The 18,922-nt window shown below is 64.2% G+C and carries 19 protein-coding genes; 10 read left to right on the top strand and 9 right to left on the bottom strand.

Going from position 1 to position 18,922, the window contains the following annotated elements:
• Positions 1 to 61 precede the first annotated feature (61 nt).
• The 3 genes from cadR to leuA all read right to left on the bottom strand — a co-directional run bounded on the left by cadR (position 62) and on the right by leuA (position 2,782).
• Complete coding sequence (gene cadR, locus R2669_RS16120) at positions 62 to 538, bottom strand: Cd(II)/Pb(II)-responsive transcriptional regulator (RefSeq protein WP_102065455.1); 477 nt, start codon at positions 536 to 538, stop codon at positions 62 to 64.
• A 17-nt stretch (positions 539 to 555) separates the two neighbouring features.
• Complete coding sequence (locus R2669_RS16115; protein WP_316901179.1) at positions 556 to 942, bottom strand: four-helix bundle copper-binding protein; 387 nt, start codon at positions 940 to 942, stop codon at positions 556 to 558.
• A gap of 127 nt (positions 943 to 1,069) precedes the next feature.
• Positions 1,070 to 2,782, bottom strand: a complete 1,713-nt coding sequence (gene leuA / locus R2669_RS16110) for a 2-isopropylmalate synthase (protein ID WP_316901177.1) — start codon at positions 2,780 to 2,782, stop codon at positions 1,070 to 1,072.
• A gap of 627 nt (positions 2,783 to 3,409) precedes the next feature.
• Between leuA and R2669_RS16105 the strand changes: the two genes are divergently transcribed.
• The 5 genes from R2669_RS16105 to R2669_RS16085 all read left to right on the top strand — a co-directional run bounded on the left by R2669_RS16105 (position 3,410) and on the right by R2669_RS16085 (position 8,514).
• A complete protein-coding gene (locus tag R2669_RS16105) occupies positions 3,410 to 3,868 on the top strand; it encodes a (2Fe-2S)-binding protein (protein WP_147213721.1) in 459 nt (152 codons plus the stop codon).
• Between the two features lie 20 nt (positions 3,869 to 3,888).
• On the top strand, positions 3,889 to 6,132 hold the full coding sequence (locus R2669_RS16100; protein WP_316901175.1) for a xanthine dehydrogenase family protein molybdopterin-binding subunit: 2,244 nt from the start codon (positions 3,889 to 3,891) through the stop codon (positions 6,130 to 6,132).
• 144 nt (positions 6,133 to 6,276) lie between these two features.
• Positions 6,277 to 6,711 (top strand): organic hydroperoxide resistance protein, encoded by a 435-nt coding sequence (locus R2669_RS16095; protein ID WP_027679850.1) that lies wholly within the window; start codon positions 6,277 to 6,279, stop codon positions 6,709 to 6,711.
• A complete protein-coding gene (locus R2669_RS16090; protein WP_316901174.1) occupies positions 6,711 to 7,307 on the top strand; it encodes a nucleotidyltransferase family protein in 597 nt (198 codons plus the stop codon). Before R2669_RS16095 ends, R2669_RS16090 begins: the two co-directional genes overlap by 1 nt.
• A gap of 1,003 nt (positions 7,308 to 8,310) precedes the next feature.
• Positions 8,311 to 8,514 carry a YMGG-like glycine zipper-containing protein gene (locus tag R2669_RS16085; protein WP_009277078.1) on the top strand — a complete coding sequence of 68 codons (204 nt, stop codon included), beginning with the start codon at positions 8,311 to 8,313 and terminating at the stop codon, positions 8,512 to 8,514.
• Positions 8,515 to 8,582: 68 nt separating this feature from the next.
• Here the strand turns inward: R2669_RS16085 and R2669_RS16080 are convergent, their stop codons facing one another.
• Positions 8,583 to 11,252, bottom strand: a complete 2,670-nt coding sequence (locus tag R2669_RS16080; protein ID WP_316901172.1) for a putative bifunctional diguanylate cyclase/phosphodiesterase — start codon at positions 11,250 to 11,252, stop codon at positions 8,583 to 8,585.
• A 138-nt stretch (positions 11,253 to 11,390) separates the two neighbouring features.
• Positions 11,391 to 11,825 (bottom strand): hypothetical protein, encoded by a 435-nt coding sequence (locus tag R2669_RS16075; protein ID WP_316901171.1) that lies wholly within the window; start codon positions 11,823 to 11,825, stop codon positions 11,391 to 11,393.
• A 389-nt stretch (positions 11,826 to 12,214) separates the two neighbouring features.
• Here R2669_RS16075 and R2669_RS16070 point away from each other — a divergent pair, with 389 nt between their 5' ends.
• The 3 genes from R2669_RS16070 to R2669_RS16060 all read left to right on the top strand — a co-directional run bounded on the left by R2669_RS16070 (position 12,215) and on the right by R2669_RS16060 (position 14,666).
• Positions 12,215 to 12,505 (top strand): H-NS histone family protein, encoded by a 291-nt coding sequence (locus R2669_RS16070; protein ID WP_009240021.1) that lies wholly within the window; start codon positions 12,215 to 12,217, stop codon positions 12,503 to 12,505.
• 111 nt (positions 12,506 to 12,616) lie between these two features.
• Entirely contained in the window at positions 12,617 to 13,345 is a 729-nt protein-coding gene (locus R2669_RS16065) for a GntR family transcriptional regulator (RefSeq protein WP_316901169.1), read from the top strand.
• Between the two features lie 259 nt (positions 13,346 to 13,604).
• The gene (locus tag R2669_RS16060; protein ID WP_316901167.1) at positions 13,605 to 14,666 is read left to right on the top strand and encodes a porin; all 1,062 of its coding nucleotides are present in this window, start codon (positions 13,605 to 13,607) and stop codon (positions 14,664 to 14,666) included.
• A 122-nt stretch (positions 14,667 to 14,788) separates the two neighbouring features.
• Here the strand turns inward: R2669_RS16060 and R2669_RS16055 are convergent, their stop codons facing one another.
• The 4 genes from R2669_RS16055 to flgA all read right to left on the bottom strand — a co-directional run bounded on the left by R2669_RS16055 (position 14,789) and on the right by flgA (position 17,865).
• Positions 14,789 to 15,505: a LuxR C-terminal-related transcriptional regulator gene (locus R2669_RS16055; protein ID WP_147213716.1), complete on the bottom strand. Its 717-nt coding sequence runs from the start codon at positions 15,503 to 15,505 to the stop codon at positions 14,789 to 14,791.
• Positions 15,506 to 15,963: 458 nt separating this feature from the next.
• Positions 15,964 to 16,425 (bottom strand): flagella synthesis protein FlgN, encoded by a 462-nt coding sequence (locus R2669_RS16050; RefSeq protein ID WP_147213715.1) that lies wholly within the window; start codon positions 16,423 to 16,425, stop codon positions 15,964 to 15,966.
• Between the two features lie 139 nt (positions 16,426 to 16,564).
• Positions 16,565 to 16,885: a flagellar biosynthesis anti-sigma factor FlgM gene (flgM, locus tag R2669_RS16045; protein WP_316901166.1), complete on the bottom strand. Its 321-nt coding sequence runs from the start codon at positions 16,883 to 16,885 to the stop codon at positions 16,565 to 16,567.
• Positions 16,886 to 17,007: 122 nt separating this feature from the next.
• The gene (gene flgA / locus R2669_RS16040; protein ID WP_316901164.1) at positions 17,008 to 17,865 is read right to left on the bottom strand and encodes a flagellar basal body P-ring formation chaperone FlgA; all 858 of its coding nucleotides are present in this window, start codon (positions 17,863 to 17,865) and stop codon (positions 17,008 to 17,010) included.
• Between the two features lie 238 nt (positions 17,866 to 18,103).
• Here flgA and R2669_RS16035 point away from each other — a divergent pair, with 238 nt between their 5' ends.
• Positions 18,104 to 18,268, top strand: a complete 165-nt coding sequence (locus R2669_RS16035) for a hypothetical protein (protein WP_316901163.1) — start codon at positions 18,104 to 18,106, stop codon at positions 18,266 to 18,268.
• Positions 18,269 to 18,273: 5 nt separating this feature from the next.
• Positions 18,274 to 18,729 (top strand): flagellar basal body rod protein FlgB, encoded by a 456-nt coding sequence (gene flgB / locus R2669_RS16030; RefSeq protein WP_316901480.1) that lies wholly within the window; start codon positions 18,274 to 18,276, stop codon positions 18,727 to 18,729.
• Positions 18,730 to 18,922 lie beyond the last annotated feature (193 nt).

Genomic DNA, 18,922 nt, shown 5'->3' with positions numbered 1-18,922 from the left:
GGCGAGTATCGCACGTCAATGCGCACGTCAAAGTGACGTGTGCGGGCTGGAAAAAGACAACTCAGCGATGCACGCCGCGAATATGCCGGTGCGCGTGTTCGCCCTCGCCATGTTCGTGGCTGTGGCCTTGGTGAGGGGCGGCGACGGGTTCCTCGTGCAGCGATTGCAGCACGCCGCACTCGGCCACGGATGCGGCTGTCGTACAGCGTTGGCCGATCGCCTCGATCTGGCCTTTGAGATCGGTCAGCTCGGCGATGCGCGCTTCAACGTGACGCAGGTGCTCGTCTAGCAGGTTGTTGATCTCTTCGCACGAGGCCTGCGGATTGGCCTGCAGCTCGAGCAGCCGGCGGATTTCAGTGTGCGCCATGTCGAGCGACCGGCACTTCGCAATGAAGGCCAACTGCTCGACATGCTCGGGTGTGTAGACGCGGTAGTTGTTGGCGGCACGCGCAGCCGGGGGCAGTAGGCCCTGCGCTTCGTAGAAGCGGATGGTCTCGATGCTGATGCCCGTGCGCTGGGCGAGTTCGCCAATTTTCATACGCGTTGAAAAAAGAATCAGAAGACAGTCGGCTCGGCGGTGACCGCTTCGACGCCGGCGACTTTCAGGCAGGCGTCCATGCAGGCGCGGCAGGCAGTTGCACAGGCGCTGCAATGGCCTTGGCCGTGATGATCGCATTCTTCCGCGCACTGGGAGCAGATCTCGGCGCAGTCTTCCAGCAGCAGTTCTGCGAATTCGCTGTTGCGCTCGAGGAATTTGCGCGTCAGGGCGCAATATTCCGCGCAGTCCGTGCACACGCTGATGCAGCGCGCCCTGGCTTCAGCGTGGCCGTTCTTGCCGCATTCCGTCGCGCAATGAGTGCAAGCGGCCTCGCATGCCTGCAGCGCCTGGATCACACTGGCAAAACGCTTGGCATTCTCTTTCGCGGTCGGACGAGTGGTCATGTCGGTTCTCCTGTGGCAGTGGATGTGCACGCGGGCGCGCTTGGAAAGTGATGAGCCCGGGCGTGGCCCGAGCGTCATCTCTCCAATTTAGCAACTCGCGCTCCACTGCGTGAGCCCGACTTGGGCTTTACACCGCTTGTGCCTCGCTCTTGCCGCTGCGCAGCATGCCGTGGCCGGCGCGTGCGATCAGGCGATTGACCCCGCCCACCACCGCGCGGATCGACGCCGTCGTCAGATTGGCATCCACGCCCACGCCGAATACGCTGCCTGCCACGCCCGGCGCGGCCATTTCTGCAAACGCGATGGCATCGGCATTGGCGCCCTGGCCCAGCGCGCGCTCTTCGTAGTGATGGATCGACACGGGCGCAGTCAGCACGTGCGACAGCGCATGCACCAGCGCATCGAGCGGCCCGTTGCCGCTGCCTTCGCAAATGTGCTCGCGGTCTGCAATGTTGACCACCAGGCGGATGTGCTGGCTGCCGTCATCGCGCTCGGTCAGGCGGTGCGATACGTAGCCGATGGCGCCATCGCCGCGCAGATAGGTCTGCTGGAACAGCGCCCAGATGTCGGCGCCCGTGGCTTCGCGGCCGCTCTCATCGGTCAGCTGCTGCACGGTGCTGCTGAACTCCACCTGCAGGCGGCGGGGCATGGCCACGCCGTAGCCCGATTCCAGCAGATAGGCGATGCCGCCCTTGCCCGACTGGCTGTTCACGCGAATGATCGAGTCATACGTGCGGCCCACGTCGGCCGGGTCGATCGGCAGGTAGGGCATTTCCCACAGCGCATCGGGCTTCTGCACCGCAAAGCCCTTCTTGATCGCATCCTGGTGCGAGCCCGAGAACGCCGTGAACACCAGGTCGCCCACGTACGGGTGACGCGGGTGCACCGGCAGTTGCGTGCAATCTTCGCAGGTCCGTGCCACGTCATTGATGTGCGAAAAATCCAACTCAGGATCGATGCCTTGCGAGTACAGGTTCAGCGCGAGCGTGACGAGATCCACGTTGCCCGTGCGCTCGCCATTGCCGAACAGGCAACCTTCCACGCGATCGGCGCCGGCCATCACGGCCAGTTCAGCGGCTGCCACGGCAGTGCCGCGGTCATTGTGCGGATGCACGGAGAGGATGATCGAATCGCGGCGCGCGAGGTTGCGATGCATCCATTCGATCTGGTCGGCGTAGATGTTTGGCGTGGCCATCTCCACCGTGGCAGGCAGGTTGAAGATGATCTTGTGCTCAGGCGTGGGCTCCCAGACTTCGGTCACGGCGTTGCAGACCTCCAGCGCGAAATCCAGCTCGGTGCCGCTGAAGACTTCGGGGCTGTACTGATACGTCCACTGCGTCTCGGGCATCGTCTGCGCAATCTCGCGGATCAGCTTGGCGCTTTGCACGGCAATGCGCTTGACGCCTTCGCGGTCGGTGTTGAACACCGTGCGGCGGAACACCGGCGCGGTCGCGTTGTAGACGTGGATGATGGCGCGTTTGGCGCCGCGCAGCGATTCCATCGTGCGGCGGATCAGGTCTTCGCGGGCCTGCGTGAGCACTTCGATGGCCACGCCGTCGGGGATGTGTCCGCCCTCGATCAGCTCGCGGACAAAATCAAAATCGGTCTGGGAGGCAGCGGGGAAAGCGGCTTCGATTTCCTTGAAGCCGATCTGCACGAGCATCTTGAACATGCGCATCTTGCGCTCGGCGTTCATGGGCTCGAACAGCGCCTGGTTGCCGTCGCGCAGGTCCGTGCTCATCCAGATCGGGGCACGGGTGATCGTCTTGTTGGGCCAGGTGCGATCGGCGAGGGCGATGGCGGGGAAGGGGCGGTACTTGGTGGCGGGGTTCTTCAACATGGTGAGTGCGTCCTGTGAGATCGAGATCGGTTTCGTACAACGGGGACGGCCGCGCGGGCAGCGTCCGGGGTGGCCGGAATCGGGTTCGGGAGGTGGCGGCCAGACAGCCACGGGCGCGTGGTCTGGCAACCGGTCGGTAGTCGTAGCGAAAGCGGGATCGAGGCGGGCATGAGAAAGCTCCAACGATTCGGCGCACGGACTGCGCCACACACAAGGCCCGTCGCCGCTGGGGCACGGACCGGTCAAACACCGGAACGAGGGGGAAAGAGAGATCTACGCGCTTACACGCGTAGTAGAGAAGCGGATAGCAGACCGCGCACGCACGAGAGGGTGCGGGCAGGAGCGGTACGGAGGGTGGTCTGCTGAGAATGCATTTGGCGATAGTGATGGTGACGGCGGGGTGTTGTCAAGCTGCCTGGGCGGTTCCGGACGGTTTTTTCGCAGCAGATGAAACACCCGATCCAGAGCCCACGAAAACGTGTGCTGCCCGCAGGAAACCGTGTGACGTGGGCGCCAGCAGAACCTATCCGAACCTGCTTTAATACACCCCGTCCATGCCGCCAGGCCGCTATATCAAAGGGTCTATAACGGCAAGACTCCCTCACGCCCCACAAGGAGAATCCCCCAATGGTCACGTTGAACATCAACGGCAAACCGGTGGAAGTCGATGCTGATCCGGCCACGCCGCTGCTCTGGGCGCTGCGCGACAACCTCGGTCTGACCGGCACGAAATTCGGTTGCGGCGTCGCATCGTGCGGCGCCTGCACGGTGCACCTGAACGGCCAGCCCACGCGCAGCTGTGTGCTGCCGATCTCTGCGGTGGCCGGCCAGCAGATCACCACGTCCGAACACATCGCCGATGACAAGGTCGGCAAGGCCGTGCTCGACGCCTGGGTCAAGCACGACGTGGCGCAATGCGGCTACTGCCAGAGCGGCCAGATGATGAGCGCGGTGGGTTTGCTGCGCACCAAGAAGAAGCCGACCGACGCCGATATCGACAGCGCAATGGCCGGCAACCTCTGCCGCTGCGCGACGTACCAACGCATTCGCGCGGCCATTCACGACGCGGCGAAATCGCTGGCCTGAGCCACACCGGAGAATTCACGATGCGTATTCGAAATCTTGAAGCGCTGGCCGGTGGCGGCGCGCAACATCAACCGGCGTCTGCGGATGCCGGTGCGGCAACGTTTGATCGACGTAGCTTTCTGAAGCTGACGACGCTGGCCGGCGGCGGGCTGGCGCTTGGCGTGGCCCCGGTGCTGGCGGGCGCGCAGGACGCGAAGGCCAAGCCGCCCTCGCCGCCGCAGGCATTCATCATCATTGCGCCGGACAACACCGTCACTGTGGCGGTGAACCGGCTGGAATTCGGTCAGGGCGTACACACGGCATTGCCGATGGCGCTGGCCGAAGAACTCGACGTGGATTGGCGCAACGTGCGCGGCATGTTGGCGCCCGCGGGCGATCCGTACAAGGATCCGGGCTTCGGCATCCAGATGACGGGCGGCTCGACGGCGCTGAACCACTCGTTCCAGCAATACCGTGAACTGGGCGGTCGCGCGCGTGCCATGCTGATCTCGGCAGCGGCCGAGCGCTGGAAGGTCGATCCGTCGACATGCCGCACCGCCAATGGTGTGGTCACGTCGGGCAGCCACCGCGCTACGTATGGCGAGCTTGCTCAGGCCGCGATGGCGCTGCCGGTGCCGGCGCAGGTCACGCTGAAGAACCCGTCGCAGTTCCGTATTGTCGGTAAGCCCACGCCGCGCCTCGATGCGCGCGCAAAGCTCGACAGCTCGCTCAAGTTTGGCCTGGACACGCGCCTGCCCAACATGAAGGTGGCCGTGCTGGCCCGCCCGCCGCGCTTTGGCGGCAAGGTGGCCAAGTACGACGCAGCAGCGGCCAAGGCGGTGAAGGGCGTGGTCGATGTGCTGCAGATCCCGACCGACCGGGGCGGCACGGGTGTCGCCGTCATCGCCGACGGATACTGGCCGGCCAAGCAGGGCCGCGACGCGTTGCAGGTCACGTGGGAAGACGCCGGCTCGACGGTGTCCACGCCGGCGTTGATGGCGGAGTACAAGAAGCTCGCCGGCCAGCCCGGCACCGTGGCCAAGGCTGCGGACATGAGCGCCATCCAATCCGCCGCAACGCGCATCCAGGCGGACTACGAATTTCCGTATCTCGCGCACGCGCCAATGGAGCCGCTGAACTGCACGATCGATCTGCAGAAAGACGGTGGCAAGACCACGGGCGCCAAGGTGTGGGTCGGCTCGCAGTTCCAGACCATCGATCAGGGCGCGATTGCCAAGGTGCTCGGCGTATCGCCCGAGAAGATCGAGCTGAACACGATGATGGCGGGCGGTGGCTTTGGCCGGCGCGCGATCACCACGTCGGACTACGTGGTGGAAGCCGCCAACGTGGCGAAAGCCTATGCGGCAGCCGGGCACAACGGCCCCGTCAAGGTGATCTGGAGCCGCGAAGACGACATCCGCGGCGGCTACTACCGCCCGATGCATCTGCACCGCGTCAACGTGGGGGTGGACAGCAGCGGCAAGGTCGTCGGCTGGGACCACGTGATCGTCGGCCAGTCGATCCTCAAGGGCACGCCGTTCGAAGCCTTCATGGTCAAGAACGGTGTGGACGAGACCATGGTCGAGGGCGTGATCGAAAACGACTACGGCTTCCCGATGCAGCTGACGGTGCACCATCCGGACGTGAACGTGCCGGTGCTGTGGTGGCGTTCCGTGGGCCACACGCATACGGCCTACGTGATGGAAACGATGGTGGACGAGGTGGCGCACGCGGCCAAGCAGGACCCGGTCGCTTTCCGTCTCGCGCGCTTTACCGGCAAGGAGCATGAACGCCACCGCGCGGCACTGCAGCTGGCTGTCGACAAGTCCGGCTACGGCAAGCGCAAGCTGCCCAAGGGCCAGGCCTGGGGCGTGGCGGTGCATGCGTCGTTCGAGTCGGTGGTGGCGTATGTGGTGGAGGTGTCGGTCGACCAGGGCAAGCCGCGCGTGCATCGTGTCACGGCCGGTGTGCATGCCAACCGCGTGGTCAACCCGATGGGCGCGGAAGCGCAGATCCAGGGTGCCTGCGTGTTTGGCCTGGCGATGATCCAGCCGGGCTTTGCCATCGACATCGAAAACGGCGCCACCAAGAACAGCAACTTCACCGACTTCCCGCCCGTGCGCATGCCGGACGCGCCGCCGGTGAACGTGTTCTTCGTGCCGTCGGAAGACAACCCGACCGGCCTGGGCGAACCCGGCACGCCGCCGATTGCACCGGCGGTGGCCAACGCGCTGTTCACCCTGACCGGCAAGCGTCAGCGCAAGCTGCCGTTCGACACGGTGTAGTTGTCATCATCGCGTGATGAAATTGAAGCCGGCATGCAGTGATGTGTGCCGGCTTTCTTGTTCGTGCAGCGTCGTCACCGTCCCGTTTTGCGGACCGATTCTTGCGTCCGCGAGTGCGTTGTTTACCCCCCGGAGGAGCATGTCATGGCATTGAATATCCTGTACACCGCCCACGCCAAGGCCACAGGCGGCCGCAACGGCCACACCCAGACCGAAGACGGCCAGGTCTCGCACGACTTGTCAGTGCCGAAGGCCATGGGCGGGCCCGGCAAGCCCAACACCACCACGCCCGAAGACCTGTTCGCCGCCGGCTATGCCGCGTGCTTCGGCTCGGCGTGCGACTTTGTCGCCAAGAGCATGCTCAAGCTCAATCCCAGCAACATCGAGATCCACTGCGATGTGGGGATCGGCACGCGCGATGAAGGCGGTTTCGGCCTGAAGGTGGGGCTGACGGCGCGGATCAGCGGGCTGTCGCAAGCCGATGCGGAGAAGCTGGTGGCGCAGGCGCATCAGGTGTGCCCGTATTCGAACGCCACGCGCAACAACGTGGAAGTCACCCTCAAGACCGAGGTGGTCTGATGCGGCAGCGGCCTGTTGTTGGCGTGTTGCTGGCCGCGGGCCGTGGCAGCCGGTTTGATGCGGCGGGCGTGGCCAACAAGCTGCTCGCCCCGCTGCCCGATGGAACGCCCGTGGCGGTGCAGGCCGCGCGGCACCTGAAGCAGGCACTGGGCGACGTGGTGGCAGTGGTGCCCGCCGCTGCCACGCATGGTGCGCAGGTCGATCAACTGGCCGCGCTGTTGGCCGAGGCCGGTTGCGAAGTCTTGCGCTGCCCCGACGCCGCACGCGGCATGGGCGCCAGCCTGGCTGGCGGCGTGGCCGCGCGCCCGCAAGCCGGCGGGTGGATCATCGCCCTGGCCGACATGCCGTGGATTGCCTCTGACACCATCAGCCAAATCGCCAACGCAGTGGACCCGCACCGTTGCGTTGCGCCCTTTCATGCCGGGCAGCGGGGCCATCCCATCGGCTTCGGCGCCGATTTTTTCGCGGGGCTGACTTCGCTCGACGGCGACGAGGGCGCGCGGCGGCTGATCGATCCCGCCAAGCTTATCCGCATCGACACCGAAGACGCCGGCATCCTGCGCGATGTCGACACGCCGGCCGATCTGGCCCGGTGATCTCACTGGGTTGGTTTCAAACGAAGCGCCGTGCTGGTCCGCCAGACATGCTCGAAAGCGTGAGCACGCACGGCGCATGTCGGCCCGACGCATGCGGCGATCGACGCTCAGGCACGCAGATTTGGTGCTGCGCGTCTCGCAGGTTGCCTGCAGTTTGCTGAGTGCCGCAGTGTTGGGTCGGTGCCCCGACCTCAAACATTCGATTTCGGCCGTCCGACACCCGCACGTCACCGTCAAACAGTGGCGTACGGCCCTCAGAGGCCCGAGCTCGGCCCAAAAACATCCGACCCATCGGAGCTTTAAGGGCCGAGCGTCGCCGTCAAAGACCCAACGTTCACCCGTTGAGGCTGAAGCGCGACCGTCCGAGGCTCGAGGCCGGTTGTCGGAGGTCGAAAATTTCGAGGTCTGACAGCCGAAGGCGACTGTTTGAGAGTCGTATTCCGCCCGCTGAGGGTGGACGCCGACCATCGGCAGCGCATGGTCGAGCGTCAAACGTCCACGTGCGGGCGTTTTAGGCCCGATGCTCGCCTGTGGGCGTCGGCTTCGGCGATGGTTGACCAACAATCCCGGCGCTTCCCCGGCACAACTTGTCCACAGCAGCGCGCACACCGCTTGCAGAATCCCCCGCAAGCGGTTGACGGAAAAGGGTTTGTTGCACGATGTAACAGCCTTCATCGATGTGGATAACTCGGGCCGCGCGCACACGTTTTACGTGATCTGCACGTTTGTCGAAACCCGTCAAGCCCTTTTGTGACTTGGGTCTGCGCCGGTGGCGCAGGTTATGCACAGAACATGTGGATAAGTCTGTGGGAAACACCATCCGAGCCGCGTGGCGACGGCTTTTGATCGGCGCTGCTCGCGAATGTGGCAAGGGCTTGCGGTTGGGGGGCGCCTGCACATTGCAACGATTGATTACAACTTGAAACAGCATGTCGCGGGCCCCTTGATCAGACTTTCGATACGCGATGGCTTGATCGCGACCGACGCATTCAAGGAGAAGAACATGGTTCGGGTACTGACGATTCTGCTGGCCGGTGCCACGCTGCTGACGGCAACCGGCTGTGCCGACATGACGGCACGTCAACGCAATACCGCCATTGGGGCGGGTGTGGGTGGGTTGGCCGGCGCTGCTTTGATTGGCGGCCCGGGCGCCACGCTGGGCGGTGCCGCATTGGGCGGCCTGGTCGGCAACGTATCGACGCGTTGATATTCGGTCGGCCTGCGGGTCGACCCCGAGAACAACGGACCCGAGGTCAAATCTTCGGGTCCGTTTTTTTATGCCTGTGCGCGGCTTCGGGTGCGTAGCAAGTCTTCCAGTGCCGACACTTCCAGCGGTCGCCCAAACAGGAAGCCTTGCACTTCGTCGCAAGCATGCGCAGACAAAAAGGCCGATTGCTCGGGGGTCTCGACACCTTCGGCTGTGACGGTCATGTTCAACGCGCGGGCCATTGCGATGATCGTCTTGGTGAGCGCCACGCAGTCGGGCACCCCAGGCACGCCGCTGATGAACGAACGATCGATCTTGATGTTATGGATCGGCAAGCTGCGCAGATACGACAGCGATGAAAAGCCGATGCCGAAATCATCGAGCGAGATGCGCACGCCTCGCGCGGCCAGGCTCATCAGCAGACGCTGTGTCGATTGCCGGTCGGCCAGCAGCACGCTTTCCGTTAACTCCAGCTCCAGCCGGCTCGGCGTCATGCCGGACGCCTTGAGCGCCTCGTCGACGTCGCGCTCGATCACGCCCGCATCGCATTGCCGCGCGGACACGTTCACCGCCATGCGGCCGGTGAAGCCGAACTTGCGCGCCCATGCCTCGCCTTGCGTGCAGGCCTGCATAAGCGCCCAGCGGCCGAGTTCGAGGATGTAGCCTGACTCCTCCGCCACGTCGATGAACTCGGTGGGCGACACCGCGCCAAGCTCCGGGTCGGACCATCGCATCAGGGCTTCAACGGCCACCAGTTCGCCTGAGTCGAGTGCGTACTTCGGCTGATACACCAGCCGCACCTGACCGCGCCCGAGCGCGCGCCGCATGCGCTCGTTGAGTGTGAAGCGGCGCAGCATCTGCGTTTCGAGCGCGCGCGAATACCGGGTGATGCGGTTCCGGCCATTTTCCTTGGCGCGGTACATGGCGGCTTCTGCATGACTGACGAGCGTGGCCGCATCGCCCCCGTCTTCCGGGTAGGCTGCCACGCCGATGCTGGCTGACAGATGCACCTCGCGTTCGCCGCCGGTAAAGGGGCGGGCCAGCGCGTCGAGCACCTGTTGCGCGAGTCCGTCGGCGGTGTTCGGGTCGTCGATGGCCACGCAGAACTGGTCGCCGCCCAGCCGGGCCAGCAGCGCGCGCTGGCCCGCCTGGGCGCGGATGCGTTGCGCCGCCATGTTCAGCACCTGGTTCCCCATGTGGTGCCCCATCGCCTCGTTCACGGTCTTGAAGTGGTCCAGCCCGATATACAAGAGGGCCGATTCCCCCGTGGAAGGCAGCGAAAGCCGCGCATCGAGCCGCTCGATGAACGCCGCGCGATTGGGCAGGCCGGTGAGCGAATCCTTGGTCTCCAGCAGGCGCAGTTGCTCGTAGGCGGAACGCTCTGCCGTGATGTCGGTAAAGATGACCAGCACCGCGTGCGGCGACGCGCTGTCCGGCGAAAACATCGGCAGCACCGATTCGCGCAGCCACACGATCTGCCCGTTGCCTGCCGGCACGCCCACGACGACGTTGCTGATGGCGCGCCCCGTGCGCGCCGCCAGCGTGGAGGGCCATGCGGCGCGCGGCAGGATGGCGCCGTCTTCGCCCAACATCATGTCGTTCAACGCAACACGCGGGCGGCCTTTCCATGACGCGCCCGACATGCGCAGGATCTCGGCCGCGCTGCGGTTGTACGACAGCACTCGGCCATCGGTGGACAGCGTCAGCACGCCCTCGCTCAGATGGTTGACGACCAGCCGATACTGATCGCGCAACTCGCGGGTCTGGCGATATTCGTTCTCCAGGCGCAGCAGCTTGACCAGCGCGGCGATGTAGCGGCCGCACTCCGCGCGCAAGGCTGCGTCGTCAGGCGGGTTGGCAGCGGGGAAGAAGAGGCACAGGAGATCGTCGGCGACGGCCATGCCGCCATGCTGGGCCGGGATGCGGCACAGCCATGTCGGCTGCGCGGTATCCAGCACGCGGACGATTGCTTCGCGCAAAGGCGCGGGCGCATTGGCCTCGCGCACCAGTTCGATGGGGGCCAGCTCGTCGAGCAGCGGCGCGATGCGTGCGAGTTCGATATCGAACTCACCATGCGTTCCGGTAGGCAAGTGCGTCGCATGGTCGTCGCGCAATGCCAGCTTTGCCCTGGCGCGCTGCGTGCCATAGAGCCTCGCCCGCCCGGAGACGACCCGCACCACCACGCACAGCGTCGAAGGCAAGGCTGCTTCCAGCGCCCGCAGCGCAGCATGCAGCCGCTCGCCGAGCGAGGCGGCGGACGGCAGCGTGGAAAGCAGATGATCGAGATGCTCGTGCGGCAGCGCTGCGCCAATCGCTTCGGCGCTCAGGACGCGCTCGCCGGCCTTGCCGGGTAATTGCGCATCGAGCGGCAGCGGCAATCCGTGCACGACCACCTGCTGCGCCGGCAGCCCATCAAAGCGGGTCGGCGTGACTGTCAACCGGACGCTGACCACCTCGTTGGAATCGCCAGCAGAAAGGGCGGAGATCAGTTGTGCCGCCGGAACGGTCTGAGCCTCGGATTGCGTTGCATCGGCGTCTTCCCCGGGGCGGGTTTCCAGCCATGCGGGAACGTCCTGGAAGAAGCGCGAGAAGGGCTCGCCGAGCAGTTGGTCGGACGAAAGTGCCCGCACCATGCAAACGCCGGCCGCATTGGCAAAGACGATGCGGCCTTCGAGGACCACATAGAGCGGAACCGGAAGGCTTTGCGCCGACAGCGGGTAGGAAATTTCGTCTGGCATCCCACGCTCCAACCTGAGGTATTGCCCGACATCTCACTCAGCATCGACTTCACGCCACGCTGGCCGCGAGAACGCCGGCTACCGGAGGTCGGGGGCAATGCTCTTCATGATGCGCAAAAGTCGTGCGCGGCGCAAAGCCTAGTTTGTGGCCGATACAACACATCGGGAATCGGTTTTGCCGGTTCCATTGTTGCCGGGGTCGGTGGCGGATTTCAAAACGGTTTGCGGAGGCTCGGACGCGCGCGCAGGTTCCATTTGAGCCTCCGCACCATTCTCACTTTCCTGCACGGCGAAATGCTGATCGATCCAGCGATGCGTCAGTGCCAACCCGATTGCACACATCAAAACGCATGTTCCCATTGTCAGGATGAAATACGCACTGATCCGCTCGACCGAGCGTTCGGGAAAGAAAAAGGTCGCGGCGACAAACAAGATGCCAACCAGTACACCAAAGACCAAAAGCAGATAGTAAAAGCGACGCGGCAAGGGCGAATTCATCGTTGTCTCATCCAACTGCAACCAGGCGGGTGACGCTTTGAATCGTTTTACCGCCGCACCAAATGGGCTGGCCATGGCAGATGTCATCGCGGTGCAGTGGCATGCCGGGCCGGCGGCTTATGTATGAATTGATGTTGCGTTGCTGTACTGCTGCGATGCTGCAGATTGCTGCTTGCGGCAAAAACCGGAATTGCGGGACCCGGCGGCGCTTGCTATGGTGGTGGCACTGAAATGCAGCGCGATACCAGTTTGCGGCCCTGCATGATCGCGTACGCTAATCCCATGCGTCAATCCGACTTTCCGGTTGAAACTGAGCATCCGGTGTGCCAAGAGTTGATTGCTGGCTTAGGGGCGGTTTGAAGGGGAATGATCAAAAACGTTGAAATTTGATTTCAGTTATGAATACAATTGATCTAATATCTGATCCACACCAGACTTCACACCAGAATTTATTGGGAGCGCATATGGCGACATACAAGGAATTGATTGCACAAAAGGCCAAACTGGAAGAGCAGATCGAAACTGCGCGCGCCAAGGAACTGGAAGCGGTGATCCAGCAAGTGCGCCAGACGGTTGCCGAATATGGCCTGACGGCTGAAGACCTGGGCCTGGCTCAGCGTCGCGGTCGTCGTGCCGGTGCGAAAGCGCCGGTGCCGGCCAAGTACCGTGATCCGAAGACGGGTGCAACGTGGTCCGGCCGCGGCCGCGCTCCGGCCTGGATCGGCAAGAACCGCGATAAATTCCTGATCGCCTGATCTTTCAGGCTCTGCCTGACGCGCGCGCAAGCGTGCAACGCAAATGGCCCACCCGCCCCGGTGGGCCATTTGCGTTGCTGCGCGCGATGATCGTTCCTGTATAACGACGGCATGACGCCTCGCCTGCCCAAATACCTCGAACTGGCCGACCGCATTCGGCTCGACATCCTGCACGGAACGCTGCCGGCCGGCAGCATCGCGCCCAGCGAGAACGAAGTCGCCCAGCGCTACGGCGTCTCGCGTTTGACGGCGCGCCGGACACTGAACGAGCTGGCGGCGCGTGGGTTGCTCAAGCGCTCGCGGGGGCAGCGCAGCGTGGTGCTGGATCGCGTGGGACCGCATCGGCCGGTCCTGTATGCGCCGGGCCAGTCGGATGCCGCGCTGGAATACGTGCCGGGCGCTGTCTATACGGTCAGTGCTTTTCGACTGGAGGCGGCCGACGCGACCGTGGCGGCCGCGCTCGACCTGGTGGTGGGCGCGCAGGTGGCGTTTGTCGAGCGCCGCGCCCAGGTGGAGGGGCAGCCCATCATGCTGCTGCGTACGTGGCTGACGTCCCGGCTCGCGGCGATGCTCGAGGCGCGCGACTTTGAAGATCGCCTGTTCGTGCAGGTCTTCCAGCGCGCCAACCTGACCATCGCGCGCTCGCGCGAGGCGCCGCTGGCCTGTGTGGCCGATGCCCACCAGGCCACGCAGCTCGGTGTGGAGGCGGGCGTGCCGCTGGTCCGCGTGCGCCGCATCGGCTACAGCCTGGCCGACGTGCCCATCTCCCTCACATACTGCGACTTTTCCCCCGAGCGCTACACGCGCGAAGTCGACATCCGCGTGCTTCAAAACGACTGAAAGCGCACTGCGCCAGACCGGTGCAGAAACGGCGCCACACACCCCGCGATGGGGACTTGTCCGCCTGGGGTATTCAAGCTAGTCTGCGCCCCTTCCCGGGAAACACATTCATTTGTGAAGCGACGCTTTGCCGACAACGTATTGGCACGGCAGTTGCATTCACGGCGCCATCTCAGCGGCGGCGGGTTGAGCCACCTGCCGCCTCAACGCTGATTCAGTCGATTCAACACACCGGAACCACAAGAGGGAGAAATCAATAATGCAATTCAAGCGACGTTTTTCGCTGGCCGTGCTGGCTGCCGCTGCGGGGTTGGCCGCAGGCGCGGCACAGGCCCAATCGTCCGTGACGCTGTACGGCCAGGTGGATGCCTGGGCGGGTGCCACCAAGAACCTCGGCCAGGACCGCGCCTGGGGTGTCAACTCCGGCGGCATGTCGACGTCGTACTGGGGGCTGAAGGGCAGCGAAGACCTGGGCAACGGCCTGAAGGCGATCTTCACGCTGGAAGCGTTTTTCCGCCCCGACACGGGCAAGTCCGGCCGCTTTGATGGCGACCACTTCTTCGCCCGTAATTCGTTCGTCGGCCTGCAGTCGAACAGCTGGGGCTCGATCAAGCTCGGTCGTAACACCCCGCCGTACTTCGTTTCGACGATCCTGTTTAACCCGTTCATCGATTCGTACACGTTCTCGCCGATGGTGTTCCACACCTACCTCGGCAACGGCCGTTCGGGCGCCGCAGGTATCTCGGGCCTGGTGGGGGATTCGGGCTGGGACAACTCGATCATGTATTCCACCCCGGACATGGGCGGCCTGACGGCTAACCTGATCTACGGCGCGGGTGAGCAAGCCGGCCACAACGGCCAGAACAAGTGGGGCGGCAGCCTGCTGTACTTCCGCGGCAATTTTGCAGCCACGGCGGCCTTCCAGCAGGTGCGCTACGACGGCGCGCCAGGCGACCTGAACAGCCTCGTGGCTGGCTTCGCGCGCCAGACGGCGGCCCAGCTGGGCGCGACGTATGACTTTGGCGTGGTCAAGCTGTACGGCCAGTACCAGTACATCAAGAACACGATCAGCACCGGCGACGCCAAGAGCAACGGCGGTCAGCTCGGCGTGTCGATTCCGGTGGGCCCGGGCAGCGTTCTGGCGTCGTACGCGTACACGAAGACCTCGGGCGCGGCTGACGTGAAGCGCAACACGTGGGCGGTCGGTTACGACTATTCGCTGTCCAAGCGCACCGATGTGTATGCGGCGTACTTCCGCGACAAGGTGTCGGACCTGTCGACGGCCGACACCTTTGGTGTAGGCATCCGCGCAAAGTTCTAAGCCTTTCGCGTTCTGCTTTTCCTTGTCACCGCCCGCGTCTCGACAGCGTGGGTGGACATTTGCAACGGCGTCCGGATTCGGGCGCCGTTTTTTGTTATGCGCAGAAGCTGGAGGGCGGAGCGTCAGCCGGTGCGCGCCAGGCGCAGCGGCGCTGAGACGGGCGACGAGGGCTCCGCTCCGATGTTCGGCTGATTCAGCAGCATGGCGCCGCGCTGCGTGGCAACGAAGACGGCCTCGGTACGGCTGCGCACTTCCAGCCGGCGATACAGCGCGTTGATATGCGCCTTCGTGGTCGCCTCGGAAATACTCAGCATGCGGCTGATCGTTTTGACCGGATGCCCGCGCGAGAGCAAGACGAGAATCTCATATTGACGCTGCGTCAGGCCGAGCAATGCACCATCGTCATTACCGTTGGCCGAACCCGCTGCAATGGCTTCAGGCCGTGTCAGTACGATGGATGCCGGTACATAACGGCCGCCCGCGAGCACCAATTCCAATGCTGCTGCAATCAATTTGCCGGAATAGCTTTTCAGCAGATAGGCAGAGACATTCAATTGCATCAGCGTACGCACGTGCGCAGCGGAATCGGTTTCGCCCAGTACGGCGACGTGTCGGGGATGCGGCTGTTGCAGCAGCCGGGAGAGGGCCGGCAGATCGTCGATGCCCGGCAGGGGCAGGCCGATCAGGGCCAGTTCGGCGTCCGCATGCGCCGCGAGGTTTTCAAAGAGGGCTTCGTCCGGCTCGACGCTGACCACTTCGGTGATGGCCGGCAAGGATTGCAACACATGGGTCGCGCCGGCACGCACCAAAGGGTGTGCCTCCACTACGATTGATTTCACTGCGCCGCCTGTCTGGTTATGGTTTGTTTGCCCATTTCCGGAATCAGCGTGTTGCCCCGTCTATTTGGACCAGCCGGTCCAAAATCAATGTGGCCGTGCTTGTGGAAATGCTTCTGGCGTGCGGTCTCGGTATATTTCCCCGTTCAACCGGCGGTCACCACAATGCAGTGCCACCGGGCCGAAACCTTGCACGCCATTTCAGACGCAATTTCCTTCCGGTTTTTCTTGTTTATGTCGCCAGGCGCGGAGGATTAACCCCGCCAAAATCGCAGAATAAATCCCCAGCATGCATGTTGCACCCATCAATGGGATGTAAACCTTTTTGTTTACCCCGATCGGTGGTGTGCTAGACCCCCCTATAGATAGCAGGATCGGGCAGCAGCAGCTAGCCCCACTTCACGCCCATTGACGTGAGCGTAAAGCGCGGCATTTGTACCCAAAAAGCGTGTTGTGGTGGCTTATTGCGCGACGACCGAGAAGCGCGGCATCGACAGCGGCTGTTTGCCGTCGCGGCCGTACGGTGTGCCGCCGCCGTTGTTGGCGGCGTGCAGGACCGACAGCGCGTTCTGCGTGGCGCGCAGGCGCAGGTCGATCAGGGTGCCGTTGTCGATGTTGCGTTGGCGCAGCAGGCGGGCCAGGGCCAGGTTCTCGTCGAACAGGCGGCTGGCGGTTTCGTCGGTGCGCAGGTATTTGACCAGCCCGTACGGATCGGCGCCGCCGTGCTGGGCCCACCAAAGGCGGCGTTCACGGTCGGCCTCGCCCAAGGCGGTGAGCTGTTTCTGCTTGGTCTGGGTGATGCGCTCGAGCTCGGCCATGTCGCCATCGCGCAACGCCTGCGCTTCGGCATCCAGGGTGTGGGTGGCTGCGCGCAGCAGTTCCTGCTCGTCGGCAAGGGTGCGGATCAGCAGTGTGTTGTCCATGGTGGCTACCTCAGGCTCAGGCTTGGAAGCTTGGGCAGCCGCCGGCCGGCACGCCGCCCCGCCGCGATCAGTCGAGGGTCGGAAACCCTCGGACCGGCGGCGTCAGAAAATACAGGGGACGGACGACGGGAACCCCGCGTCAGACCCTCTTGGAGCGCGTGGAGAGCAGCGATTGCGCGTCGGAAAGCGCCGCATCGGCGATCTTGCCGGCGTCCATCTTCAGCGTGCCGTTCTGGATGGCACTGCGGATCTGCTCGACGCGTGCGGCGTCGAAGTCGCCGCTGCCCACTTGGCGCGAGACTTGTTGGACCGACAGCGACGGTGCATCGCCGCTGTGGCGCGTGGTGCCCGAAGCCGTCGTAGCGGCCGGGGACGAGCCGGTCGCGCGCGTCGACCCGGACGCAGCGTCCTTGGTCGGCGCAACGGCCGGCGTGTTGTTCACGATATGGTTGATTTTCACGGGTGTCTCCGAAGAGCGCGTTCATCCTAACACCCATATCGGCCAACCCCGGCCCAAACTTTAGCGGCAGGTATCGATCACGCATCACAGTAGCAAAGTGATCTGCCGTTATCAATTTGGTCTTAAAACTGGATTGCCACGACGCCGGCGGACTGCGCAATGCCGGAGACGACATTGCCGTTGGCGGTGCGTACCTGGGCGACTTGGCCCACGGCCGCCTGGTTCATGGCCCGGCCGTCGCTGCTGACCTGGAAGCCGCCGCCCTCGGCGATGAGCTTGACGGTCTGGCCGGCTTGCACGGCGATCGGCAGGCGCAGGCTCTCGGCGCGCAGCGGCTGGTTGGCGGCCACGCTCGTGAGCAGTACACGCCCCACCACGTCGGCCGGCTGCTGCACGACCGAGGCCGGCAGCATCGAAAGATTTCCCGTGCGGGCTTCCAGATCGCCCATGTCGAGCGTCTTGCCCGGCGGCAGCTGGTGCGAGGCGACGTAATACGTCCCCGTGATTTGGATCGTGGCCGGCACCCAGGCCGCCCAGGCGTGCGGCGAGCGGCAGCGCACGCCTACTTGTATACGGCCGCGCAGGCGGTTGGCCGCCGGCAGCATCAGGTCGATCTGGTCGCAGGGCTGGTTGGCCACGCGTGCATCAACGGGGCCGACTTCCACCGACGCGCGTGGCGCGCCCGTCTCATTCGTGCCGCCCAGGATGTCCAGTTGCGACTGCAGCTGTTGCTGGATCTGCATCTGGATGGCGTTGGGCCCCTGGATGGTGGTGGGCTGCGCGGGCTGTTGTACGGCTTGGGCCGGCGGATAGCCCACCCGCACCATGCCTTGTGCATGCGCCAGGATCGGGTGCACCAGGCTGGCCAGCAGGCCCAACGCCAGCATCAGCAACAGCTTGCGCTGGCGCCCGGCCAGCGGCAGTGCCGTCGCGGCGGGTGGGATCGGGTGGTGCGCGCTGCGTGCAAACCGCGTGGACATGGAAAGCCCCTTCATCAAAAGTCCGGTGAAGTGTAGCCACGCGTGCGCGAACGCCAAATGCGGAAATGTCGGCCAATCCCCCCCTTATTCCAACGAATGGTCTTGCACACCGGCCCCTAGACTTTGCAACGTGGTGAAGTCCCTGGCGTTGTGCGGTTCCTGGCCGTACAGCCTGCCCCGGTAAATGGTTTCCCGGCCGGATATCGGTTCGCAGACAGGCCTTTTCCACTGAGGTTGCATGACGGCAACTCAGCAAGACAAGCGGTTCAGCGGTTTTGGAGACGGCATCGGCGGTTTTGAAGGGGCCGCTGATGCCGGGATCTCCCTCCAATGGGAACACGCAATACAGAACGCAACCCCGGCGGGTGGCAGCAACAACCAGGACGCCACGCGCAAGGAATGACAGACATGGTCGACAAGCTGGATCAGTTGTTCGGTTTTCAGGAGCAGGCGCTGCACCTGCGCTCGCAGCGCCACCAGATCCTGGCCTCCAACATCGCCAACGCCGATACGCCCAACTACAAGGCGCGCGACTTCGATTTTCAGTCGGCGCTGCAGAAGGCGGTCGGCCAGCAAGGTGGTAACAGCCTGCCGATGACGGCAACGGCTTCAGGCCACCTGACGGTGGATGGCGCGCCGGCCGGCGATGTATCGCTGATGCAGGCATCGCTGTCGCAGCAGACCAAGGCGCTGCAGGGCGAAGTGCAGTACCGCACGTCGCAGCAGCCGTCCATCGACGGCAACACGGTGGACATGGACGGCGAGCGCATGCGCTTTGCCGATAACACCGTGCGTTACGAGGCCGATCTGAGCATCGTGACGCAGAAGATCAAGTCGATGCTGGCGGCCATTCAGAACAGCTAGCGCGCGATGTAGCACGAGCAGCAAGAGCAGCAGACAGGCATTAAGACGACCGCGCAGCAATCACGCGCGGCGAAAGAGGGGCGGGAACTGTGTGGCGCTCCGGGCCGGGAAAGATCGGTCCGGAGCAAGCCGCCATACAGAACACCGGATCGGTCCGGCAGCAGTGCCGGCAACAGTGTTTGAAGACATCGGA

The sequence above is a fragment of the Ralstonia edaphi genome (assembly GCF_958350185.1).
In the GTDB taxonomy this organism is placed as follows: Bacteria; Pseudomonadota; Gammaproteobacteria; order Burkholderiales; family Burkholderiaceae; genus Ralstonia; species Ralstonia edaphi.
This window is presented reverse-complemented; position numbering and strand designations above follow the sequence as displayed.